The sequence below is a fragment of the Shewanella sp. KCT genome (genome assembly GCF_007636505.1).
Lineage (GTDB): Bacteria > Pseudomonadota > Gammaproteobacteria > Enterobacterales > Shewanellaceae > Shewanella > Shewanella halotolerans.
Genome location: NZ_LVDJ01000002.1, coordinates 18,846 through 40,906, shown reverse-complemented (window position 1 = coordinate 40,906; position 22,061 = coordinate 18,846). Strand labels below are relative to the sequence as shown.

Annotated in this window: 21 protein-coding genes; 12 read left to right on the top strand and 9 right to left on the bottom strand. The window is 57.3% G+C overall.

The annotated features are described in order from the left end of the window. The first annotated feature begins 1 nt into the window (after window position 1). From AYI87_RS03045 to AYI87_RS03035, 3 genes are all read left to right on the top strand, one after another. On the top strand, window positions 2-1,198 hold the full coding sequence (locus tag AYI87_RS03045) for an ABC transporter permease (protein ID WP_144199495.1): 1,197 nt from the start codon (window positions 2-4) through the stop codon (window positions 1,196-1,198). A 114-nt stretch (window positions 1,199-1,312) separates the two neighbouring features. Continuing rightward, window positions 1,313-2,782 carry a sigma-54-dependent transcriptional regulator gene (locus tag AYI87_RS03040; protein ID WP_144199493.1) on the top strand — a complete coding sequence of 490 codons (1,470 nt, stop codon included), beginning with the start codon at window positions 1,313-1,315 and terminating at the stop codon, window positions 2,780-2,782. Then, a complete protein-coding gene (locus tag AYI87_RS03035; RefSeq protein ID WP_144199491.1) occupies window positions 2,782-4,155 on the top strand; it encodes a sensor histidine kinase in 1,374 nt (457 codons plus the stop codon). The genes AYI87_RS03040 and AYI87_RS03035 overlap by 1 nt, the downstream gene beginning before the upstream one ends. A gap of 86 nt (window positions 4,156-4,241) precedes the next feature. Here AYI87_RS03035 and pyrC read toward each other — a convergent pair whose 3' ends face one another. After that, window positions 4,242-5,270 carry a dihydroorotase gene (pyrC, locus tag AYI87_RS03030; RefSeq protein ID WP_144199489.1) on the bottom strand — a complete coding sequence of 343 codons (1,029 nt, stop codon included), beginning with the start codon at window positions 5,268-5,270 and terminating at the stop codon, window positions 4,242-4,244. A 248-nt stretch (window positions 5,271-5,518) separates the two neighbouring features. Between pyrC and AYI87_RS03025 the strand changes: the two genes are divergently transcribed. The 4 genes from AYI87_RS03025 to AYI87_RS03010 all read left to right on the top strand — a co-directional run bounded on the left by AYI87_RS03025 (window position 5,519) and on the right by AYI87_RS03010 (window position 9,839). Further along, window positions 5,519-7,219 (top strand): FAD-dependent oxidoreductase, encoded by a 1,701-nt coding sequence (locus AYI87_RS03025; RefSeq protein ID WP_144199487.1) that lies wholly within the window; start codon window positions 5,519-5,521, stop codon window positions 7,217-7,219. Window positions 7,220-7,308: 89 nt separating this feature from the next. Beyond that, entirely contained in the window at window positions 7,309-7,737 is a 429-nt protein-coding gene (locus AYI87_RS03020; protein ID WP_144199485.1) for a YeeE/YedE family protein, read from the top strand. Window positions 7,738-7,745: 8 nt separating this feature from the next. Next, window positions 7,746-8,216, top strand: a complete 471-nt coding sequence (locus AYI87_RS03015) for a DUF6691 family protein (RefSeq protein ID WP_144199483.1) — start codon at window positions 7,746-7,748, stop codon at window positions 8,214-8,216. Between the two features lie 282 nt (window positions 8,217-8,498). Beyond that, window positions 8,499-9,839 carry a diguanylate cyclase domain-containing protein gene (locus tag AYI87_RS03010; RefSeq protein WP_144199481.1) on the top strand — a complete coding sequence of 447 codons (1,341 nt, stop codon included), beginning with the start codon at window positions 8,499-8,501 and terminating at the stop codon, window positions 9,837-9,839. 30 nt (window positions 9,840-9,869) lie between these two features. Here AYI87_RS03010 and AYI87_RS03005 read toward each other — a convergent pair whose 3' ends face one another. The 6 genes from AYI87_RS03005 to yjjX all read right to left on the bottom strand — a co-directional run bounded on the left by AYI87_RS03005 (window position 9,870) and on the right by yjjX (window position 15,503). Next, a complete protein-coding gene (locus tag AYI87_RS03005) occupies window positions 9,870-10,625 on the bottom strand; it encodes a phosphatase PAP2 family protein (protein ID WP_144199479.1) in 756 nt (251 codons plus the stop codon). 236 nt (window positions 10,626-10,861) lie between these two features. Further along, a complete protein-coding gene (locus tag AYI87_RS03000; protein WP_144199477.1) occupies window positions 10,862-11,314 on the bottom strand; it encodes a SufE family protein in 453 nt (150 codons plus the stop codon). 31 nt (window positions 11,315-11,345) lie between these two features. Next, a complete protein-coding gene (locus AYI87_RS02995; protein ID WP_144199475.1) occupies window positions 11,346-12,557 on the bottom strand; it encodes a cysteine desulfurase in 1,212 nt (403 codons plus the stop codon). A gap of 104 nt (window positions 12,558-12,661) precedes the next feature. Continuing rightward, window positions 12,662-13,702 (bottom strand): NADP(H)-dependent aldo-keto reductase, encoded by a 1,041-nt coding sequence (locus AYI87_RS02990; protein WP_144199473.1) that lies wholly within the window; start codon window positions 13,700-13,702, stop codon window positions 12,662-12,664. Window positions 13,703-13,825: 123 nt separating this feature from the next. Beyond that, a complete protein-coding gene (locus tag AYI87_RS02985; protein ID WP_144199471.1) occupies window positions 13,826-14,794 on the bottom strand; it encodes a bifunctional helix-turn-helix transcriptional regulator/GNAT family N-acetyltransferase in 969 nt (322 codons plus the stop codon). A gap of 136 nt (window positions 14,795-14,930) precedes the next feature. Further along, entirely contained in the window at window positions 14,931-15,503 is a 573-nt protein-coding gene (gene yjjX, locus AYI87_RS02980; protein WP_144199469.1) for an inosine/xanthosine triphosphatase, read from the bottom strand. A gap of 455 nt (window positions 15,504-15,958) precedes the next feature. Here yjjX and AYI87_RS02975 point away from each other — a divergent pair, with 455 nt between their 5' ends. Both AYI87_RS02975 and AYI87_RS02970 read left to right on the top strand, forming a co-directional pair. Then, window positions 15,959-17,230: an aromatic amino acid transport family protein gene (locus AYI87_RS02975; protein WP_144199467.1), complete on the top strand. Its 1,272-nt coding sequence runs from the start codon at window positions 15,959-15,961 to the stop codon at window positions 17,228-17,230. Window positions 17,231-17,286: 56 nt separating this feature from the next. Beyond that, window positions 17,287-18,654, top strand: coding sequence for an L-serine ammonia-lyase (locus AYI87_RS02970; protein ID WP_144199465.1), 1,368 nt, complete (start codon window positions 17,287-17,289; stop codon window positions 18,652-18,654). Window positions 18,655-18,741: 87 nt separating this feature from the next. On the opposite strand, the gene AYI87_RS02965 is transcribed toward AYI87_RS02970, so the two are convergent. Next, a complete protein-coding gene (locus tag AYI87_RS02965; protein WP_144199463.1) occupies window positions 18,742-19,185 on the bottom strand; it encodes a GNAT family N-acetyltransferase in 444 nt (147 codons plus the stop codon). A gap of 141 nt (window positions 19,186-19,326) precedes the next feature. Here AYI87_RS02965 and AYI87_RS02960 point away from each other — a divergent pair, with 141 nt between their 5' ends. Both AYI87_RS02960 and AYI87_RS02955 read left to right on the top strand, forming a co-directional pair. Beyond that, window positions 19,327-19,632, top strand: coding sequence for a DUF4234 domain-containing protein (locus AYI87_RS02960; RefSeq protein WP_144199461.1), 306 nt, complete (start codon window positions 19,327-19,329; stop codon window positions 19,630-19,632). Window positions 19,633-19,798: 166 nt separating this feature from the next. Then, on the top strand, window positions 19,799-21,097 hold the full coding sequence (locus AYI87_RS02955; protein WP_144200125.1) for a dicarboxylate/amino acid:cation symporter: 1,299 nt from the start codon (window positions 19,799-19,801) through the stop codon (window positions 21,095-21,097). A gap of 90 nt (window positions 21,098-21,187) precedes the next feature. On the opposite strand, the gene AYI87_RS02950 is transcribed toward AYI87_RS02955, so the two are convergent. Continuing rightward, on the bottom strand, window positions 21,188-21,601 hold the full coding sequence (locus AYI87_RS02950; protein WP_144199459.1) for an META domain-containing protein: 414 nt from the start codon (window positions 21,599-21,601) through the stop codon (window positions 21,188-21,190). 183 nt (window positions 21,602-21,784) lie between these two features. Between AYI87_RS02950 and AYI87_RS02945 the strand changes: the two genes are divergently transcribed. Then, window positions 21,785-22,036: a hypothetical protein gene (locus AYI87_RS02945; protein WP_144199457.1), complete on the top strand. Its 252-nt coding sequence runs from the start codon at window positions 21,785-21,787 to the stop codon at window positions 22,034-22,036. Window positions 22,037-22,061 lie beyond the last annotated feature (25 nt).

The window sequence follows — 22,061 nt, the reverse complement described above, 5'->3', positions numbered from 1 at the left end:
AATGCTTAACATTAAACCAATTTTTAACAGTTTGCTCCGCAGTAAGAGTGGCCCGGTATTGCTACTGGTGCAGATTATTCTGTCAGTGGCCATAGTCGCCAACGCCAGCTTTATCATCCATGAGCGTCTCGAGATGATGCAACGTGACTCTGGGATTAATGAAGAGGAGGTGTTGACCTTCAGTGTGTTTAACTTCGATCCCAGCATAGATGGCGAACAGCAGAACAAGATAGATCAACAGATCCTGCGCGGTTTGCCTAACGTGCAGGCTGCCACCTCCACTAACATGTTGCCCCTGAGTGGCAGTGGTTGGTCGAGCACCCTTAATCTGGGACCAGATCCTGAGACGGCCAAGTCGACACCACAGTTTGCCATGTACCTGGGCACAGAGCATACCGTTAAGACACTTGGGCTCAAGCTCATCGAAGGACGCAACTTCTACGCCGATGAGATCAATAAGAGCGTCAACGATCCCGGTAAGCTGGCGATCATCTCCAAGGCGTTTGGTGAGGCGGTATGGCCGGGTGAGTCGGCCATCGGCAAGTTGCTCTATGTGGATGATGAGCAGCTTGAGGTGATCGGCGTGGTGGAGAAGTTTCAGGGCGCCTGGGTCGACAGCGACGAGCTGGAATATAGTGTGATCCACAACGTCGATTTTGCGGGTTATAGCTATATGGTGCGTGCGGAGCCCGGCCAGCATGAGGCGCTTAAGGATGCCATCACCAAGGCCTTGATGAAGGAGAATCCAAACCGGGTGATCGACGATTTTCAGTCTGTCGCCGAGGTGAAGAAGCGCTCCTACCGGGATCACGAGCTAATGATAACAGTGCTCTCCATGATGGTGGTCCTGCTTTTGTTGATCACTAGCCTGGGTCTGACAGGTATGGTGATGTTCAACATCCAGCGCCGCACCAAGCAGATAGGCACTCGCCGCGCTCTGGGCGCGACCAAGGGGGATATCCTCAGCCTCTTCCTGGTGGAGAACTACCTCATCTGTCTCTCGGGTGGCGTATTAGGGGCCAGCCTGGCGGTGCTGCTGGGGCAGCAGCTGATGAAGTACTATGATCTGCCGCAGCTCAACCTGCTCTACCCGCTCATGACGGTAGTAGGTATGATGCTGGTGACCACAGTGGCCGTGGTACTGCCGGCGCGCAAGGCGGCGAACATCTCGCCTGCCATGGCGACCCGCAGCGTCTAAGCCTGGTCTTTAACCCTGGGCGCTAAACAAGAGACACCGAAAGCGTTTGCCCTTTTCATCGGCGGCGCTTTCGGTTAGTTTGTTGCTCTGCAAGTAAAAAGTTAATAAGAATATATGGATACGATTCTCATCGTCGACGACAATCAGGCGGTATGCAGCGCGCTCTCCCTGATGCTCGAACTCAATGGATTTAAGACCCTAACTTGTTTCTCCCCGGAGGAGGCACTGGGCCTGGTGGCCGAGCAGGAGATCGCCCTGGTGATCCAGGACATGAACTTCACCCAGGACACCACCTCGGGCGAGGAGGGCAAGCGCCTGTTCTACGATATCCGCGCCAGTCAGCCGCAGCTACCCATCATACTCCTGACCGCCTGGACCCAACTGGAGCTGGCGGTGGAGCTGGTGAAGGAGGGGGCTGCCGACTACATGGGCAAGCCCTGGGACGATGATAAGCTGCTTAACAGCGTCAACAACCTTATTTCCCTCCACGCCCTGTCGCGTCAGAATTCGCAGCTGGCGCGCTCCGAGCACCAGCGGATGTCGGCGATCAAGGATGCCGATCTGTGCGGCATCGTCTTCGGTAGCGGCGCCATGCAGCGCTGTATCGATCTGGCGCTGCAAATAGCCAAGTCCGACGTATCCGTGTTGATCACTGACCCCAACGGCGCCGGTAAGGACAAGCTGGCGGACATACTGCACGCCAACTCCCCCCTCAAGCATAAGCCCTTCATCAAGGTTAATATCGGCGCACTGCCGATGGAGCTGCTGGAGGCCGAGCTGTTTGGCGCCGAGGCGGGTGCCTTCACCGGCGCCAACAAGGCCCGCATCGGTCGTTTCGAGGCGGCCGACGGTGGCACCCTGTTTCTCGACGAGATAGGCAATCTGCCGCTGTCGGGTCAGGTGAAGCTGCTGCGGGTGTTGCAGACCGGCGAGTTTGAGCGCCTGGGCAGCCATCAGACCCGTAAGGTCAAGGTGCGGGTGATCAGCGCTACCAATGCGGATCTCGCCGAGGATATCGCCAGTGGTCGTTTCCGCGAGGATCTCTTCTATCGCCTCAATGTGATCGAGCTGGCCTTGCCGCCCCTCAATCAGCGTCAGGACGATATCCTGCCCCTGGTGAATCACTTCATCGGTCAGGACTTTAGCCTGAGTAAGCCCACCCAGCAGGCGCTGGTGAGCTACCCTTGGCCGGGCAATGTGCGCGAGCTGGAGAACGCCTGTAAGCGGGCGGTGATCCTGGCCGCCAGCCCCATGCTGACTATGGCTGATTTTGGTTTAAAGCCTGTGAGTGGTTTAAAGCCCGTTAGCGGCTTAAATCCTGTGAGTGGCGCACCGGCTGTCGCGGCAAACAAGATCGCGCCGCAGGTGAGTCACTCACCTGTTAACCAAGATCAAAAGGCTACCGATGAAGTAGCGTTAGATGTGCCTGAGGCAGTTGAGACCAGTCGCGGTGAGCCGACTGGGGCCGATATCGAGTTGGCCCTGGCGGAGCATAATGGGGTGATCGCCCGGGTGGCCAAGTCCCTGGGGCTGAGCCGTCAGGCGCTCTATCGCCGCATGGAAAAATTTGGGATCGAGAAATAATGCCGACGCTGCGCACTAAGCTCATCTGGGGCAATGTGATTGTCAGTCAGCTGGCGCTGGCTCTGTTCATCCTGCTACTCAAGATGCTGGCGCCCGCGCTGTATCAGGCGGTGGCGCCCGAGCTGATAGTCGCCTGCCTGCTGCTGTCCGGCGGCTTTGCCTGGCTGCTCAGCCGCTGGCTCACCCGAGGGCTGTCGACCAGCCTTAAGGCGCTGGAGGTGGGGCTGCTCAACATCAAAGACAATGATTTCAGCGTGAATATTCCTGTGACGGGCGACAGCCAGCTCAAGGCGCTGGCCAGCCTGTTTAACGAGTCGGCGGCCGTGCTGCGCCGCGAGCGTCAGTATATCTATCAGCGTGAGCTGCTGCTGGATAAGGTGATTCAAAGTTCGCCTAACGTCATGGTGCTGCTCGATGATCGCCAGCGCATCATCTACGCCAACGACGCCGCCCGCCACCTGTTTGCCCAGGGGGCGCGTATCGAGGGCAGCATGTTAGATGAGTTGCTGAACGGCGTCAGCGAGGAGCTGGCCGGTGCGGTCAACAATCCCAAGGGTGGGCTATTTACCCTGGCGAGCATGGAGGAGGGCGGCGAAGATGAGACCTGGCATCTCTCCCGTGGACGCTTCCTGCTCAACGGTCAGTATCACCATCTCATTCTGCTCAAGCAGATGACCCGTGAGCTGAACCGTCAGGAGGTGGAAGTGTGGAAGAAGGTGATCCGCATCATCAGCCACGAGCTCAACAACTCGGTGGCGCCCATCGCTTCTATGGTCAATTCGGGCCGCAAGCTCACCGAGCCGCTGGATGACCCTAAGCTTAAGCTGATCTTCGACACCATAGAGGACAGGACCAGCCATCTGAGCCAGTTTATCTTCAATTATGCCCGCTTCGCCAAGCTGCCCCTGCCCAAGAAGAGCGAGGTGGATTGGCACAAGTTGGTGACTCAACTGGCCGAGCATTTCCGCTTCAGTCTGGTGGGTGAGCTGCCCCGGCGCTGCGGTTATTTTGACCTGATTCAGCTGGAGCAGGTGCTGCTGAACCTACTCAAGAACGCCCACGAGTCGGGCTCTCCCGAGGCGTCGGTAAGCCTAAGCGTCAGGGAGCAAGGCCTGGCCGATGGCAGCGACGGGGTGACTATCGAGATAACCGATGAGGGTAGCGGCATGTCGCCGGAGGTATTGACCCAGGCGCTGCTGCCTTTCTATTCCACCAAGCAGTCGGGTACAGGCCTTGGCCTGCCTTTGTGTAGGGAGATCATCGAGGCCCATGACGGCCGTATCAGTCTGCATAACCGCGAGCACAAGGGGCTGCTGGTGCGGATCTGGCTGCCCTATGATCAGGCTCAGCAGCTCGGGCAGGCAAGCGCCTAGACAAGCTGCTTAAACAAGAATTTTAGAGACAAAAACACCGCCAACTGGCGGTGTTTTTTATCTGGCAAAGCAGTGTACTAACGCTGTTAGTCTTCCACCTGCCATTCTATGGTTTCGCCGGCGCGGATAGGTACTACACCTGTGTCACCCAGCGGATAGGTGGCGGGCACTTCCCAGCTGCGTTTCACTAGTGTGATGCTGTCAGTGTTGCGCGGCAGACCGTAGAAGTCAGGGCCGTTGAAGCTGGCGAAGGCCTCTAATTTGTCTAAAGCGCCCACCGACTCGAACGCCTCGGCGTAGAGCTCGATGGCGGCGTGGGCCGTATAAGAACCGGCGCAGCCACAGGCGGCCTCTTTACGATCCTTGGCGTGGGGCGCCGAATCTGTGCCCAGGAAGAACTTCTTGCTACCGCTGGCCGCAGCCGCCAGCAGGGCCTGCTGATGGGTGTTGCGCTTCAGGATAGGCAGGCAGTAGAAGTGAGGACGAATACCACCGGCCAGCATATGGTTACGGTTGTAGAGCAGGTGATGGGCCGTGATGGTGGCGGCCACGTTGTCGGAGGCGCCCATGACGAAATCCACCGCATCTTTGGTGGTGATATGTTCCAGCACTATCTTGAGTGAGGGGAAGTCGGCAACCACCTGCTTGAGGGTATTGTTGATGAAGGTGGCCTCGCGATCGAAGATGTCGATGCTCGAATCTGTCACTTCGCCATGTACCAGGAAGAGCATGCCCACTTCCTGCATCGCCTCCAGCACAGGGTAGATGTTCTTCACATCTGTCACACCCGAGTCTGAGTTAGTGGTCGCGCCCGCAGGGTAAAGCTTGGCGGCAACCACCTTGCCCGACGCCTTGGCGGCACGGATATCCTCTGCCGTGGTGTTGTCGGTGAGGTAGAGCACCATCAGCGGCTCGAAGTTGGTGGTGCAGACCGCCTTGATGCGCTCATAGTAGGCCAGTGCCGAATCGACATTGGTGGCCGGTGGCACCAGGTTAGGCATGATGATGGCACGGCCCATGTAGCGGCCAGTGTCTCTTACGGTATCGGTCAGCACGTCACCATCGCGTAGGTGAACATGCCAGTCGTCGGGTCGGGTTATGGTTAATTTGGTCATCGAGGACTCTTTCTTTTGCGTGGACTGGCTGGATCTTATGTGGCTGGCCAGGGCCTGTAAAGGGCAAACTGAGTTTTATCCTCGGGATAAAGGTGGACAATTTTTAATAAAGTCTTGCTCACTTTGCCATCGAGATCACTGTTTTCACCATTCGCTTAGATTTTTCTAATAAAAGGAATTTGCATGTAATAGCGAATGTAATACACTTTCGGCCAAGGTCTGTTTAGTGCAGTAGGAGAAGCATTGAGATGAAGAAGATACTGATCATTGGCGGCGTCGCGGGTGGCGCATCGGCGGCGGCAAGGGCGCGTAGACTCAGCGAAACTGCTGAAATCATTATGTTTGAGCGCGGCGAGTATGTTTCTTTTGCCAACTGTGGCCTGCCTTATCATATCAGTGGTGAGATCCCTCAGCGCAGCGCCTTAGTACTGCAGACGCCAGAGAGCTTCAAGGCCAGATTCAATGTCGAAGTGCGGGTTAAGCATGAGGTGGTCGCCATAGATCGCGCCGCCAAGTTGGTGACCGTCAGACGACTGCTCGATGGCAGCGAATACCAGGAAAGCTATGACACCCTGCTGCTCAGCCCCGGTGCGGCGCCAATCGTGCCGCCGATCCCGGGTGTGGATAACCCACTCACCCACTCCCTGCGCAACATTCCCGACATGGATAGGATCCTGCAGACGATCCAGATGAACAATGTCGAGCATGCCACTGTGGTTGGTGGCGGCTTTATCGGCCTGGAGATGATGGAGTCACTGCATCATCTGGGGATCAAGACCACACTACTTGAGCTTGCCGATCAGGTGATGACGCCTGTGGATCGCGAGATGGCAGGCTTTGCTCATCAGGCAATCCGTGACCAGGGCGTGGATCTGCGTCTGGCTACGGCCCTGTCAGAGGTGAGCTACCAGGTGCAGACCCATGTGGCCAGTGACGCCGCCGGTGAAGACACGGCCCATCAACACATCAAGGGGCACCTGAGTCTGACTCTGAGCAACGGCGAGCTGCTGGAGACAGATCTTTTGATCATGGCCATCGGCGTGCGCCCCGAGACTCAGCTGGCCCGCGATGCCGGGTTAGCGATTGGCGAGCTTGGTGGCATCAAGGTCAACGCCATGATGCAGACCAGCGATCCCGCCATCTACGCCGTGGGTGACGCCGTCGAAGAGCAAGACTTTGTGACCGGCCAGGCCTGCCTGGTGCCGCTGGCGGGCCCGGCGAACCGACAGGGCCGTATGGCGGCCGACAACATGTTTGGCCGCGAGGAGCAGTATCAGGGCACCCAGGGTACGGCGATCTGTAAGGTGTTCGATCTTGCGGTGGGTGCCACGGGCAAGAACGAGAAGCAGCTCAAGCAATCGGGTATCGCCTTTGAAAAGGTCTATGTGCATACCGCCAGCCACGCCAGCTACTATCCCGGCGCCGAGGTGGTCTCCTTCAAGCTACTGTTCGACCCAGTTAAGGGCACCATCTTAGGCGCACAGGCCGTGGGTAAGGATGGTATCGACAAGCGTATCGATGTGATGGCGGTGGCCCAGCGCGCCGGCATGACGGTTGAGCAGCTACAGCACCTGGAGCTTAGCTATGCGCCGCCCTATGGCAGTGCCAAGGATGTGATCAATCAGGCGGCCTTCGTGGCCAGCAACATCATCAAGGGCGATGCGACGCCGATCCATTTCGACCAGATAGACAATCTCAGTGAAGATCAACTGCTGCTGGATGTGCGTAACCCTGGCGAGCTGAAGAATGGCGGCCTGGAAGGCGCGGTTAACATTCCCGTGGATGAGCTGCGCGATCGCATGCATGAGCTGCCAAAAGATAAGGAGATCATCATCTTCTGTCAGGTGGGTCTGCGGGGCAACGTGGCCTATCGTCAGCTGGTCAACAATGGTTACCGTGCCCGCAACCTGATCGGCGGCTATCGCACCTACAAGTTCGCCAGCGTGTAAAACGCTTTATTGATAAATGATTTAGTAATCAATAGGCGGGGCGCCTAGCCCCGTCTCTTTCCCTTTGCGACAGATGAAAGAGGTACTCGATGTTTTCATCACTCGCTATCGCCCTGTGCGGTGGTCTCTTGATTGGCTTGGCGGCAAGCCTGCTCCTGGTGGTTAACGGCCGCATCGCCGGTATCAGCGGTATTATTTCTGGCGCCCTGTGGCGCCGCGGCTCGGGCCTGTTTGGCTGGCAGTTCTATTTTCTCGCGGGTTTGCTGCTCAGTGGCCTGCTGCTGGCAGAGCCTTTCAAGGCCTGGCTGGCTATCGAACCTGTGGTGCTGAGTGAACTTGGGATAGCCGCACCGACGCTGCTGCTATCGGCGCTACTGGTTGGACTCGGCTGCAGCCTGGGTAACGGCTGTACCAGTGGCCATGGCATCTGCGGCATAGGCCGTCTGTCGCCGCGCTCCATCGCCGCGACCCTGGTCTTCATGCTGGTGGGCGTCATCGCCGCCGTGCTGCTGAATTAGGAGGGGCCATGCGTAACCTATTTGCCTTACTCTCGGGCCTGTTGTTTGGTGCCGGCCTGCTGCTCTCCGGTCTTGCGGATCCCGCCAAGGTGCTCGCCTTCTTAGATATCAGCGGCGTGGTCAATGGCCATTGGGACCCTAGCCTGATGCTGGTGATGGGCGGCGCCCTTGGAGTCTATCTGCCCGTCTATCTGCTGTGGGTAAAACCTAGGATGGCGCGCAATCAAGGCCCTGTGCTGGACAGCCAATACCATCTGCCCAGCAAGACCCGCATCGATGGGCCGCTCATCGTTGGCGCCGCCCTGTTTGGCCTGGGCTGGGGCATGCTAGGCGTCTGCCCTGGGCCTGCCGTGGTCAATCTGGCGAGCCTGGATCCCATGGCGCTGGCGTTTATGGCGACCATGGTCTTGGGGGCCTACCTGGGACGCCTGATAAGCAGGATGATCGCCCGCAGGCTGCTAGGGCCGGTTGAGGCCTAAGCGGCTTATTTTTATGTAAAAGTGCTTGGCAGCATCACGCTTTGATGCTTAGCTAGTAGGCAGAAGTTAGGCTGGATCTATAAGGCTATTGCTTTAATTCCTGGCATGAGTGATGACAGGAGTGACGGCATGAGTATTAGCATGAGTTCTGGCCAGCTACCCTAGTGGAGGCTGCTATGCACTCGTTTCTGTTTCGACAACCCTTTGCTACGCTGGCGGCGAGTCGGTTTGCTTTTGCATTAGCGATTCCGTTAGCGGCTTTGTTTCAGTTAGGCCTGCACCATGGCTGAGATGTCGCTACCGCTTCTTCTTATCATATTCCTGGCTATCGGCCTGATAGCCGCTGCGGCATGCATGCTTGTTCTTCGCTTTATCCTCAGGAGCCGCGGCGTCGACTTTTCTGCCCTGGAAAATTCTGTCGAGGATGGTCTGCTCCTTATTGACGAGCAGGCGAAGATCTTGGCCCATAACGCCCAGGCCGCAGCCTTGATGAAGGCCGAGGGGAGTGATCTCTCAGGGCTGCCCCTCAGCCTCTGGCTCAAGGATTCCAGCGGCGAGCAGCTGCAGGTGTTCGCCGACCGTCAGCTTGGCACTAGCCTGAACCTAGGCCATGAGATCTTAAGCTTTACCCGCCTGGCCCGTGAGCCCAGAGGGCTGCTGCTCTTGGTGCGTCATCACAACCTGGAACAGGACATTCGCCAGGATATCGCCCGTTATCACCACAGCCAGTATTTCGCCAAGATAGGCACCTGGGACTGGCAGGTGGGCACAGACACCCTCTATTGGTCCGATGCCATCTTCGGCATCTTCGGTTACAAGCTGGGGGAGGTCACCCCTAGCTATGAGTTCTTCTATTCCAGGGTGCACCCCGAAGATCGCGACAAGGTGAAGGCGGGGGAAGCGCGCTGCATAGCCACCGGCGAGAACCATGACGAGGAGTATCGCATCCTCTGGCCCGATGGCTCTGTGCACTGGGTGCGCGAGACGGGCAACCTGGTGAAGGATAGCGATGGCCAGCTGTTGAAGATGGTGGGGGTGGTGCGCGATATTACCCAGGAGAAGGCGCTACACCATAAGCTCGAAAAGATGGCCCACCAGGACCCCTTAACCGGACTGCCCAACCGGCTGCAACTCGAGCTACGCCTGAGTGAGGCGATTCGCTCGGCGTCGCAGTGTGGTGGTCGCCTGGGACTTATCTTCATCGACCTCAATCAGTTTAAGGCGATCAACGATAGCCTGGGGCATCAGGTGGGGGATCGCGTCTTGATGACGGCGGCTACCAGGCTGCAGAGCCTTAAGGGGTCAGAGGATCTGGTGGCCCGCATCGGCGGCGACGAGTTTGTGATGCTTCTGCCTCAGTGGCCAGCTGATAAGCCGTTAGATGAGGAGGCGGCGCGACTTGCTAAGGCGCTGTTTGAGCGATTCGCTGAGCCTGTTATTCAGACCGGCAGGGGAATCGCGGCCAGCATAGGTTTCGCCATCTATCCGGATCATGCCGGACACATGGATGCGCTGCTGCATGTGGCCGATCAGGCCATGTATATCGCCAAGGGGCGTGGCGACAACCAATATCATCTGGGGCCGGATCATCGCATGGATCTCGGCCACCGTCTGGCCCGTTAAACCAAAATAACTATTGACCTGTTAAGGCGATTAGCCTCGGGCGGTTTCCAGTGCCGGGCTAATTGCGGGCTCTGACTGACGACGCAGGAAGAGGGCGTAATACCAAGTCAGTGCCGAGAACCAGGAGATGGTGAGGGTCCAGACATCGTGGGAGATGAAGTGGGCGCCCCTGAGCTGCTGGGCAATGCCGAAGGTGAGCCCCAGCAGCAGACCGAAACCAAGGCCGAACCAACGATAGCGCGGCGCGTAGGCCAGTGCGAAGAAATAGAGCGCCACCCAGGCATAGCCGCCGCTGGAGTGACCGGCAGGGAAACACTGACCCGGCGAGTTGGCATCAAACTGACCCGAGAACAGCGAGAAGTAATCCGCGCGGCCACCGAAGATCTTCAGATGCCAGGGGCAGTCCAGGTGTACGAATGACTTGCCCAGCCTCACCAGCAGTACGCTGCTCAGTACGCTCATGAAGAGAAACACCAGGCCCCTGCGATAGCTGGCCAGGGCGGGTTTCTTATAGCTCAGACCCAGAAGGGTGAGGACGGTGACTCCAAGTAAGATCACTAGATTACGACCGCCGACATGGATCAGATTTTCCGTGACCCAGGCGCCGCGAAGCGGCCAGCCATCGATGCCGCCCTCGAGACGAAACAGCCACTGGCCCAGGGCGATATCCAGATGAAATAGCTCTATCAGGCTGACGGCTAGCAGGAAGCAGACGGCGGGCAGCATGAAATGATAGCGCCAGAAGGCGGGTGAGCTAGCAGTGTCTAATGACTTAGCAATCGACATAGAAAAGTGTCCCATCGGCACCTAAAGTCTGGTGCAAAGATAAAAAATTCAGGCTAGGACAAGAGTCTAGGGGGAGGGGCGTGAATTATATGTGAATTACCCGGCCCCAAGGGTGCGGCCGGTGCCTTGGGGCGGGATTTAGCTGTGGTGCTCAGGTGTAAGATTTAGGTGTGGCGCTTAATTTGTTACTTGGCTTAGCTTGCCAGTCGAATTTGCCAGCTAGTCGCTCTTGCCTACTAGCTGGGCTGGTTGGCGGCGGCCTTGATTGCCTCGGCCAGCGCCAGCACGCCGTTGGTGCGCGATGGGCTCAGCTGACCGCTCAGCCCCAGTTGGTCGAAGTACTCGTGTAGATCTAAGGCGGCTATGGTCTGCTCGTCCTGCCCCTGCACTGCGGTGAGCAGCAGGGCGATCAGTCCCTTGACGATGCGGGCATCGCTGTCGGCCAGGTAGTAGTGTCTGCCGTCTATCTCCTTGTGATAGAGCCAGGCGTTGCTCTCGCAGCCTCTGACCTGGGCCGACTCTTGTCGAAGGGCATCATCCAGCGGCGGCAGGCGTTTACCCAATAGCATGAGGGCGCGGTAGCGCTCCTGCCAGTTGGCGGCCTGGGTGAAGCTTGGCAGTATCTCCTGGGGATCCAGCATTAGGCCGGTAAAGGCCTCAGTGGATGGGCTTAGCTGACTATTACTCATTTGGAACTCGTCTAATTAATACTGTCGCTCGTTAGAGCAAGAGGTCTTTTACCGATTTTAGCGCCTGGATGAAGCGATCGACATCTTCATCATTGCTATAGACGCCGAGGGAGGCGCGGCAGCAGCCTGACAGCCCCAGGGTCTGCATCAGGGGCATGGCGCAGTGATGGCCGCAGCGCACGGCGATCCCCTGTTGATCCAGCAAGATCCCCACATCCTGGTGATGCTCGCCGGTGAGGTTAAAGGCCACGGCGCCGACATTGTCGCGGTGGGCGCCATAGAGGCTGATGCCACCCAATGCCCTAAGCTCATCCTGAAGACGCTTGAGCAGGGCCTGTTCATGGGCCCTGAGTTCGGCGCGGGGCAGGGACTGAATAAAGTCGATGGCGGCCCCCAGACCTATCACCTCGGCGATGGGCGGAGTACCCGCCTCGAGTCGATTGGGCAGGATATTAAATGTGGTGCCTTCGAAGCTCACCTGTTTGATCATCTCGCCGCCGGTAAGTAGGGGATCTAGCTTGTCGAGCGCTTCATAGCGGCCATATAAGATGCCTATACCCGTCGGACCATACATCTTGTGGCCGGAGAAGAGGTAGAAGTCGCAATCCAGGGCCTGCACATCCACCTCGAGATGGGCGATCGCCTGGGCGCCGTCGATAAGCGTGAGTGCGCCTACCGCCTTGGCCTGAGCGATCATCTCTTTAACGGGATTGACCGTACCCAGCACATTGGAGACATGGCTGAGGGCGACGACACGTGGGCCACGTTGCAGTAGCGCTTGATAGGCCGCCTGATCCAGGCGCGCCTCAGGAGTCAACGGGATAGGCTGTATCTCGGCGCCGGTTTGCTTGGCCAGCATCTGCCAGGGCACTATGTTGGCGTGGTGGGCGGCGCTGTCTAACAGGATCAGATCGCCTGCCTTTAGCTGGCTGGCCAGCCCCAGGGCCACCAGGTTGATCCCCTCTGTGGTGCCATGGGTAAAGATGATCTCTTCGCGGCGGTTTGCCTTAATGAATGTCTTCACCTTGTCGCGCACCGCCTCATATTGGCTGGTGGCGCGGGCAGACAGCTGATGGGCGGCGCGGTGCACGTTGGCATTATCCGCCTGATAGTAGCGGCCCATGGCGTCGATCACCCCTTGGGGTTTCTGACTGGTCGCGGCCGTATCCAGATACACCAGCGAATAGTCGCCGAGTGACTGGGTGAGGGCGGGAAACTGGCTGCGCAGCTGGCTAAATTCCATCGATTGGGTCCGTCGCGTGGTTCAAACAAAAAAGGCGCTCAGATCTTGGGAGATCTCAGCGCCTAATGCAAGTTCAATTAGCCTTTTAGGGCAACTCTACGGATTTAGGGGCAGGGAATGCGGTAGATGGCCGCCAGCTCGTCGATTCGGCCCATCAGCTCGTCGCTTAGGCTGACCGAGGCGCTGTCGATATTCTCTTTCAGCTGTTCTAGGTTGGTCGCGCCTATGATGTTACTGCCGACGAAGCGGCGGCCGTTGACGAAGGCCAGCGCCATCTGCGCCGGGCTGAGGTTGAACTCCCGCGCCAGCTCCACATAGGCTTGGGTGGCATCCAGGGCCATCTGCGAGCCTGTGTAGCGGGCGAAGCGCTTAAACAGTGTGAGTCTCGCCCCCTCTGGCCATTGACCGCCTATGTATTTACCGCTCAGGGCGCCAAATGCCAGTGGCGAGTAGGCCAGCAGTGGCAGCTCTTCCCTGTGGGCGATCTCGGCCATGCCCACCTCGAAGCTGCGGTTAAGCAGGTTGTAGGGATTCTGTACGCTGATGATGCGCGGCAGGCCATGCTTCTCCGCCAGCTGCAGATACTTCATCAATCCCCACGGGGTCTCGTTGGAAACGCCTATGTAGCGGATCTTACCGGCCTTGATCAGATCCGCCAGGGCTTCCAGGGTCTCGACTATGGGGGTGAGCTTCTCATCATCCTGCTGCTCATAGAAGAGCTCGCCGAAGAAGTTGGTGTTGCGATCCGGCCAGTGCAGTTGATAGAGATCTATGGTCTCAATCTGCAAGCGCTCCAAGGAGTCGTTGACCGCCTGGTGGATGTTGCGCCAGTCCAGCGCCATGTTCTGGCGGATATAGTCGCTCTTTCCGCCGGGGGCCGCCACCTTGGTCGCGATAATGAGATCGTCACGCTTGCCCCTGGCCTTGAGGTAGTTACCCAGGATACGTTCGGTCTCGCCCTGAGTCTCGGCCTTGGGCGGCACGGGATACATCTCGGCGGTATCGATAAAGTTGATGCCTTGTCCGATGGCGTAATCGAGCTGCTCGAAGGCCTGGGCCTGAGTATTTTGTTCACCCCAGGTCATGGTACCCAGGCAAATTTTACTGACGTCTAAGCTGGAATGGGGGAGTCTTGTATAGTCCATTCAAATCTCCAGAATGCGCAAGAATTACTTCTGAGGCTAGCAAGCTTTCTTAGGAAACACTAGATAAATTACTTCATGGTGAAGTAACAAAATATCTCAATGATTTTCTTGAATTTTTAATGGCTAAAGTTTAATCAGCATAGGCATTTCACAGGCATCGTGGCCCGTGTTGCCAAGGGGGGCATCCAGGTGCTCGAACCCCAGTTTCTCATAGAGGCTGACCGCCTCACTCAGGCAGGCGGTGGTTTCCAGATAACAGTGGCTGAATCCCTGGCTACGGGCAAACTCGAACGCCTGCAGTGCCATGCGCTTGGCAAAACCCTTACCTCTGAGTTTTGGGTCGAAATACATCTTCTGTAGCTCGCAGACATCATCGTGCCCCGGCAGGGGAGCGATCCCCACGCCGCCCAGCACCAGGCCCTTGTAGTCGACCACCCAGTAGTGGGCCTTGTCGGCCTGATAGACGCTGTAGAGATCGTCCAGGGTTGGGTCGGCGACGCTGTAGCCCTTGTCCGGTGTCAGGCCATACTCGGCAGAGACGTTACGGATCACCCGGGCGATATGGGGGTTATCCTCCTGGGTGAGACTGCGGATAGTGTAGCCCTGCTGGGCGCTGGCCAGATCCATGGCACGGGTATATTGGCGCAGGCTGGCTTCCAGCTGGGCGATCTGCTCAGGCGAGAGCTGAGCCAGGATCTCCTGGTACATCTTGTTCTGTTGCTCGTTCAGGCTGTTGAGTTGGCGTTTGCCCTGAGCCGTGAGTTGGCACAGCGAGCTGCGACTGTCTCTGGGATTGTTGCGACTCTTGGCAAAGCCCTTGTCACACAGCTGGCTTACGGCGCGGCTGGCATTGGACTTGTCGATATTCAGCGCCAGGGCCAGCTGCTTTATCGACAGCTCCTGGGTGCTGAGTTCGATCAAGGCGTGGGCCTGCACCGGCGACAGCGGCTGATCGCCGCAGGCGGAATTGAGCATGCCCAGTTGCCTCACCAGTTGCCTCGACAGGCTGCGCAGCGACGAGCAGGTCTGGGGCAGTTCGACGGCCTGAACGAGACTGGCATCATCGAGCATCGAAGGACAAGATTGTGACATGGTTAAGATCCGAGTGAGCTATATAGTTGCGATATACATCTAACTTAGATCCCTAAAAAGAGAAATGCAAGTTTTTGCTAATGTAGATAAATTCGGCAGGCTCATCAGGGTTGGCCTGCCTTCTCCTGGCGCCTAATTAGCCAAAAATCTCCGGGTTGAGCAGCGGCGCCATCGCCAGCACGATCGCCTGGGTGTAGACGCTCTCGCGACTGGCCTTGCCCTGGGTAAAGAGGCCGATGGCGCCCCCCTTCTGCTTGATATTGACCGTGTTGAACAGCCTGTCCATCACATCGCCAAGTTCCTCACCGGCCACCAGGGCATCATACACCGGGGCGGGCAGGGGCATCTGCGCGCTGCGACCTATGCTGAGCCCGCCTCGATGGACGATGGCCATGTAGGCGTAGGTGGCCGCACCGTGGTCGAACAGGTCGACGCCGCCCTCCATGGCGATATAGAGATCCGCCGTAAGGCGCTCATCGCTCTTGCCTTGCTGCTCGCAGTAGCGGGCGCGGTTGATGGCGCCTTCGCGGGTCTCTGAGTCTGTCATCGGCTGGGCCGCGACACCTGAGGGGGCGTGCATGCCCTGGCAGAGGATCTCGGCGTCTGGAAACAGCAGGCAGAGGGCGTTGCGGGCCGCGCCTATCTTGACCGGATTGGTCGAACCGACCGTGATACGAATGATGGCTTGTTGGCTAAGAGCGCTGGGCATGGGTATTCCAAAAGTGAATGAATCGACAGGGCGCCATTTTGCCATAAAGCGCCTCGGGATGCATGGGCGCGTAAGCGCAAGGCGCGGCGCAACATTTAACCTAGCGGATGTGCGCAAATGGCATCTTAACGCGGCGAAACTGGGCTAAGCGGCAGGGCGGCCGCCATAGCGCCGGGTTAACAGATGTAAAAAAGGGTAACGCGCTTGTGATGTTCTGGTTCGCTTTGGTTAGCGTGAGATTGCCGTTATGAAAATTTACGACACAATAAGTTAGATTCGGCTCACAAAGCCGATTCATTCTGAAAATTCATTACAAAAAGAGGTGTCAGATCAATTTTTAGCGTACTGCCTGCTATATGCTACGCCCGAATTTTAGTCGTGCTCGTCAGGCGGAAAAACGCCGCGGGGCGGGGCGTCGAAACACTCAGATGCTAGTGCATCGATAAGGTTATTTTATGCAAAACGAAGCGACAATCTCTGATGTAAACCTCGCGCAGCGCCAAGGTTGGACTCGCAACGACACGACCTGGATGTTGAGCCTGTTCGGCACCGCCGTCGGCGCCGGTATCCTGTTTCTGCCCATCAATGCCGGCATGGGCGGTTTCTGGCCCCTGGTGCTGATGGCCGTGATTATCGGCCCCATGACCTACCTGGCCCACAGAGGCCTGTCTCGCTTCGTCTGCTCCTCCCAGCGTCAGGGTAGCGACATCACCCATGTGGTGGAGGAGTATTTCGGTGTCGGCGCCGGTAAGGCGATCACCTTGCTCTACTTTTTCGCCATCTACCCCATAGTGCTCATCTATGGTGTGGGCATCACCAATACGGTCGACAGCTTCATCGTCAACCAGCTGGGCATGGCCTCGCCACCACGCTTCCTCCTGTCCGGCATCTTAGTGCTGGGCATGATGTCTGTGATGGTGTCCGGCGAGAAGTTTATGCTCAAGGTGACTCAGCTGCTGGTGTATCCGCTGGTGGGGATCCTGGCCTTCATGTCGCTATACCTGATCCCAAGCTGGAAGATGGATGCCCTGATGGAAGTACCTGCCGCCGGAGAGTTTCTCGGTACCGTCTGGCTGACCATCCCAGTGCTGGTATTTGCCTTCAACCATTCACCGGCCATCTCACAGTTCTCGGTATCGCTGAAGAAGCAGCACGGCATCAATGCCGCCAAGAAGGCCGATGTGATCCTGCGCAACACCAGCATGATGTTGGTGGGCTTCGTGATGCTGTTCGTCTTCTCCTGCGTGCTGTCGCTGAGTCCGGCACAGCTGGCCGAGGCCAAGGCGCAGAACCTGCCGATTCTCTCTTATCTGGCCAACGTACATGCCAGCGGCTTCGTTAGCTATTTCGGCCCCATCATCGCGGTGATCGCCATCGTCTCCTCATTCTTCGGTCACTACCTGGGCGCCACCGAAGGCCTCAAGGGGATCATTACCAAGCAGCTGCGTAGCAGCAATAAGGAAGTGTCGGACGCCAAGATCGACAAGTTTATTCTCGGCTTCATGTTCCTGACCATTTGGGGCGTTGCCGTGATCAACCCGAGCATCCTGGGGATGATCGAGGCCCTGGGCGGCCCTATCATCGCCGCGATCCTCTACCTCATGCCTATGTATGCCGTCTACAAGGTGCCTGCACTGAAGGCCTACCGTGGTCGCATCAGCAACATCTTGGTGATTCTGGCAGGATTGCTGGCGATGACGGCCATACTGTTTGGCATGCTCTCTTAATCGACTCATGTTACGCCCGGCGACTCACTGCCGGGCGAATCTAAGTGGAAGCATTTATGGTTAGCGCATTTGATATTTTTAAGATAGGTGTGGGTCCCTCCAGCTCGCACACTGTCGGGCCGATGAAGGCCGCCAAAGGTTTTGTTGACGATCTGCGTCAGCGTGGGGAATTGCTGAGCATCACCAGCGTCAAAGTGGATATCTATGGCTCCCTGTCACTCACCGGCAAGGGCCACCATACAGATAGCGCCATCATCATGGGGCTGGCGGGCAACAGCCCTGAGACGGTAGATATCGACCTGACCCCTGAGTTTATCCGTCAGGTGGCCATGACCTCCTGTCTGCCACTGGGCACGGAAGGGCATGGGGTCGATTTTCCGCCCGAGGCCGTGGTGTTTCACCCCGAGGCCCTGGCGCTGCATGAAAACGGCATGACCTTGAGCGCCTATGTCGGTCAGCAGTGTGTCTATCACAAGACCTATTATTCCATCGGCGGCGGCTTCATCGTCGACGAGGAGCATTTTGGCATGATGGCCGCCAACGAGGTGGTCTTGCCCTATCCCTTCGCCAATGCCGAGGAGCTGCTGGTTCTATGCCAAGAGACGGGCATGAGCATCAGCGCCATCATGATGGCTAACGAGCGGGCGCTTCACAGTGAGGAGCATATTGCCGAGGGTTTCGAGGCGGTATGGCATACCATGAAAGAGGCTATCGAGCGCGGTTGTCACACCGAAGGCGTGTTGGCTGGGCCATTACGGGTGCCACGTCGGGCACCGGCGCTGTTCCGTCAGCTGGCTACCGGTGAGCGTCTGTCGGCGGATCCCATGATGATCGTCGATTGGGTCAACATGTTCGCCCTGGCGGTGAGCGAAGAGAATGCCGCCGGTGGCCGGGTGGTGACCTCGCCCACTAATGGCGCGGCGGGGATCATCCCGGCCGTGTTGGCCTATTTTGACAAGTTCATTCAGCCAGTGGGCCCTAAGGAGTACAGCCGCTACTTCCTCGCCGCTGCTGCTATCGGTGGCCTGTATAAGCGCAACGCCTCTATCTCTGGCGCCGAAGTGGGCTGTCAGGGGGAAGTAGGCGTCGCCTGCTCCATGGCCGCCGCCGGACTGGCAGAGCTGATGGGGGGCAATCCGGCTCAGGTCTGCATCGCCGCCGAGATCGGCATGGAGCACAACCTGGGACTGACCTGTGATCCGGTCGCCGGTCAGGTGCAGGTGCCCTGTATCGAGCGCAACGCCATCGCCTCGGTGAAGGCGATCAACTCGGCGCGTATGGCGCTGCGGCGCAACAGCGAGCCCAGGGTCAGCCTGGATAAGGTGATCGCGACCATGTATGAGACAGGCAAAGATATGCATGTGAAGTATCGCGAAACCAGTCAGGGCGGTCTGGCGATCAAGGTCACCAGTATTTGTGCCTAAGCTTTTGTCTGAGCAGTTAGCTTAAGCTATGTGCCGGAGCCATAAAAAAAACGCCCATCGGGGCGTTTTTTTATGCTTGGTTACCGGCTACTTTTCTTCATACATCAGGTAGTAGCTCTGCTTCATGCCGAGTGCCTCATAGGTCTTTTGAGCCTTATGATTCTCCTGCTCCACATAGAGTCTGAAGCTGGCGGCGCCGCCATTGTCCTCGGCTATCTGTTTCACTGCCTCATACAGCTTGGCGTAGATCCCCTGACGACGATTCTGCGGGCGAATATAGACGCTCTGGATCCAGTAGTAGTCCTTGGCGCGCCAGTCGCTCCATTCGAAAGTGACCATGAGGGAACCCAAGATCTCGCCAGCCTCCTCGGCGACCAAGTAGAAGCCGCGGGCGGGGTTTTCGAGCAGCGTCTGTACGCCCTGGGTGAGGGTCTGTTGATCTAGGCTGAGCCCTTCGGTTTCGTTGGCCATGGCCTGATTAAACTGCACCAGTGCGGTGAGATCCGATTGTTGGCCTTTTCTTATTTGCATTATCGCCTCCTTAAATTTGGCCATACTCTAGCATGCTTCATGGCCAAGCCAAGGCAGAATTTTTTCGATTGACTCTTAGACTAAAGTCTAACTCTGCTATGCTTTGAAGAAGGGAGTGCTAAGTGTCTATGGGGTGAGGCGATGAGTGATTCTGACCAGAATGATCTTACTAAACTCAATCAAAATCAGCGTGATAGCCTGGCGCTTGGCCGGGAGCAGGAGGTGGTAAACCATCTGCTACATTTTCTGTTGACTCTGGTTACCCTGGGCCTCTGGGGCCTGGTCTGGTGGCACCTTATCTTAAAGTCCCAGGGCAAGGCGGAGCGGCTGTTTCATGGCTTCGACGACGCCTACTGGAGCCACCTCATCGAGCGCGAACAACCCCCTGCGGCCCTGCATACCTTCAGGGTCGATGCCAAACAGGAATCTGCCTACTTCGAGGCCTGAAGGGCCTCTCTTGATATGAATCACAGCTTACTCCAGGTTTATCTGATATTATCCCCGTCCCATTTGTGTCCGTCGTCTGCTGCGTTGCTACTTGCTCCGTTGCGACTGGCTCCTCTGTCATAGGGCGGCGGGACGAAACCACTCTCGCGATTCAAGGTTATTAATGATGCGTCAACAAACCTCTTCTTGGCTGGGCCGTGCCTGGTCTGGCTGGATGTCTGTGCCTCTGTGGCTACAAATCCTTATTGGTATGCTGCTGGGTATCAGCGCCGGCCTGGGCCTGGGCGAACAGGCGGTGCTGCTTAAGCCAATCGGTACGCTTTTTGTCAACACCATCAAGATGTTGATTGTCCCCTTGGTGTTTTGCTCCCTAATTGTGGGGGTAACCTCTATGCAGGATACCGCCAAGATGGGCCGTATCGGTTTTAAATCTTTCGCCTTCTATCTGGGCACTACCTCAATCGCCATCACGCTCGGATTGGCGGTGGGTTATATCATGCAGCCCGGCGCCGGACTGGCGATGACCTCGGCAGAGAGTCACAACGCGGTGAAAGAGGTGCCTTCTATCATGGAGACACTGATCAACATAGTGCCGACCAATCCTATCGCGGCGCTGGCCAGCGGGCAGATCCTGCAGGTGATCGTCTTCGCGGTGGCCCTGGGTATCGCCCTGGTGTTGATAGGTGACCATGGTAAGCCGGCCATCAAGGTGTTCGAGAGCCTGGCAGAGGCCATGTATAAGCTGACCGACATGGTGATGAAGCTAGCGCCTTATGGGGTATTTGGCTTGATGGCCTGGGTAGCCGGTGAATACGGCATGGATATGTTGATGCCGCTGATCAAGGTGATTCTGGCGGTTTATATCGGCTGCGCTCTGCATATCATAGGTTTTTACAGCCTGGTGCTGACCTTCGTGGCCAAGCTCAACCCCATGCAGTTCTTCAAGGGGATCAGCAACGCCCTGGCGGTGGCCTATACCACCTCGAGCAGCGCCGGCACCCTGCCTGCCAGCATGAAGTGCGCCAGCGAGTCTTTAGGGATCAACAAGAAGATCTCCAGCTTCGTATTGCCCCTGGGCACCACCATCAACATGGATGGCACCGCCCTGTATCAGGGGGTCACGGCGCTGTTTGTTGCCCAGGCCTTCGGGATCGACCTCACCTGGGTCGACTATATCACCATCATTCTCACCGCGACCCTGGCCTCAATTGGCACTGCCGGGGTGCCGGGTGCCGGTCTGGTGATGTTGACCCTGGTACTGACCACGGTTGGCCTGCCGCTGGAAGGGGTGGCAATCATTGCGGGTATCGACCGTATTTTGGATATGGCACGTACCGTAGTGAATGTGTCCGGGGATCTGGTGGCCACCACAGTGATCGCCAAGTCTGAAGATGAGCTGGATCTCGAGCACTACAACGCCGACGCCGAGCAGAGCCAGATACTGGCTGAGCGCCTGGATAGCTAATGTTAAATAGCTAGTGTTAAATAGCTAAGCCGAGTTTGAGACATAAAAAAACCGCCAATCAGGCGGTTTTTTTATGTCTGTCAAAGCGGACTATTGCTTGCTGAGGATCAGCTGGGTTTCGCCATCTGCGTTGCTGAGCAGCAGCTTGCCTTTGACCAGCTTGGCCTGGGTGACCTGAGACATGGCCTGCATGACATTACGCTCTTGCTGCATCAGGGCGTCGACACAGGCTTTCATCGTGCTACCGGTGGGGGAGAGGGTCAGGGCCTGACCGTTAAGCTGATACTGGCCGAAGAACTGGTTACAGCTGTTGTTGCCGCTCAATGCGCCATCTTCGGCAAACACCAGCTGGGCCGGGCTGTAGTCGATGACGGCCTTACCTTGGGCGGCCTCGATATGCCAGCTGCCTAAAATATCCAGATCCTCGCCGCCTGTGACGGATGCGCTTTGACAGGCAGATAAGCCGAGCAAGGTACCGGCGATAAACATAAACTTCTTAAACATGGGGAAACTTCCAAATCTGTGAGACAGATATTTTGACAAGCTTACGCCTAATTAAAAAGCCTTATTCGGGGTTTTTCCATGATATTTTGTTCATGGTAAGCTGTTTCCACTGTTGGCCCAGCTGCTGCGCCGACAAAAAGCTGTGCCGACGACAAGCTCTGCTGAAAGGGGAAAGACGAAACTATGATGACAGGATTAAAACTGGCCCACTGGTTGGGACTCGCCATGGTGCTCGCCGGCCTTGGGATCTATGGCCTGACCTCCTGGACCGAGCAGATCCAAGGGATACTCACAGTCTCAAGCCTGATAGGCCTGGGGCTGGTGATGATGTCGCCTTTCCCCATAGTGCTCTTTTTTCAATGGGCAAAGGCGCAGGAGCAGCCACAAGATGCATCTGAGTGCCAGAGCCAGAGCCAGAGCCTGCGCGAAAGCTAGCGCAAAACTTAAGGCTAAACTCGCC

Excerpts from the sequence above, each read along its gene's own strand:
- AYI87_RS03015 (WP_144199483.1), top strand. The coding sequence starts at position 7,746 with ATGCGTAACCTATTTGCCTTACTCTCGGGCCTGTTGTTTGGTGCCGGC.
- AYI87_RS03005 (WP_144199479.1), bottom strand. The coding sequence starts at position 10,625 with ATGTCGATTGCTAAGTCATTAGACACTGCTAGCTCACCCGCCTTCTGG.
- AYI87_RS02960 (WP_144199461.1), top strand. The coding sequence starts at position 19,327 with ATGAGTGATTCTGACCAGAATGATCTTACTAAACTCAATCAAAATCAG.
- yjjX (WP_144199469.1), bottom strand. The coding sequence starts at position 15,503 with ATGCCCAGCGCTCTTAGCCAACAAGCCATCATTCGTATCACGGTCGGT.
- AYI87_RS02985 (WP_144199471.1), bottom strand. The coding sequence starts at position 14,794 with ATGTCACAATCTTGTCCTTCGATGCTCGATGATGCCAGTCTCGTTCAG.
- AYI87_RS03045 (WP_144199495.1), top strand. The coding sequence starts at position 2 with ATGCTTAACATTAAACCAATTTTTAACAGTTTGCTCCGCAGTAAGAGT.
- AYI87_RS03025 (WP_144199487.1), top strand. The coding sequence starts at position 5,519 with ATGAAGAAGATACTGATCATTGGCGGCGTCGCGGGTGGCGCATCGGCG.
- AYI87_RS02970 (WP_144199465.1), top strand. The coding sequence starts at position 17,287 with ATGGTTAGCGCATTTGATATTTTTAAGATAGGTGTGGGTCCCTCCAGC.
- pyrC (WP_144199489.1), bottom strand. The coding sequence starts at position 5,270 with ATGACCAAATTAACCATAACCCGACCCGACGACTGGCATGTTCACCTA.
- AYI87_RS03010 (WP_144199481.1), top strand. The coding sequence starts at position 8,499 with ATGGCTGAGATGTCGCTACCGCTTCTTCTTATCATATTCCTGGCTATC.
- AYI87_RS03035 (WP_144199491.1), top strand. The coding sequence starts at position 2,782 with ATGCCGACGCTGCGCACTAAGCTCATCTGGGGCAATGTGATTGTCAGT.
- AYI87_RS02945 (WP_144199457.1), top strand. The coding sequence starts at position 21,785 with ATGATGACAGGATTAAAACTGGCCCACTGGTTGGGACTCGCCATGGTG.
- AYI87_RS02975 (WP_144199467.1), top strand. The coding sequence starts at position 15,959 with ATGCAAAACGAAGCGACAATCTCTGATGTAAACCTCGCGCAGCGCCAA.
- AYI87_RS02995 (WP_144199475.1), bottom strand. The coding sequence starts at position 12,557 with ATGGAATTTAGCCAGCTGCGCAGCCAGTTTCCCGCCCTCACCCAGTCA.
- AYI87_RS03020 (WP_144199485.1), top strand. The coding sequence starts at position 7,309 with ATGTTTTCATCACTCGCTATCGCCCTGTGCGGTGGTCTCTTGATTGGC.
- AYI87_RS03000 (WP_144199477.1), bottom strand. The coding sequence starts at position 11,314 with ATGAGTAATAGTCAGCTAAGCCCATCCACTGAGGCCTTTACCGGCCTA.
- AYI87_RS02990 (WP_144199473.1), bottom strand. The coding sequence starts at position 13,702 with ATGGACTATACAAGACTCCCCCATTCCAGCTTAGACGTCAGTAAAATT.
- AYI87_RS02950 (WP_144199459.1), bottom strand. The coding sequence starts at position 21,601 with ATGTTTAAGAAGTTTATGTTTATCGCCGGTACCTTGCTCGGCTTATCT.
- AYI87_RS02965 (WP_144199463.1), bottom strand. The coding sequence starts at position 19,185 with ATGCAAATAAGAAAAGGCCAACAATCGGATCTCACCGCACTGGTGCAG.
- AYI87_RS03040 (WP_144199493.1), top strand. The coding sequence starts at position 1,313 with ATGGATACGATTCTCATCGTCGACGACAATCAGGCGGTATGCAGCGCG.
- AYI87_RS02955 (WP_144200125.1), top strand. The coding sequence starts at position 19,799 with ATGCGTCAACAAACCTCTTCTTGGCTGGGCCGTGCCTGGTCTGGCTGG.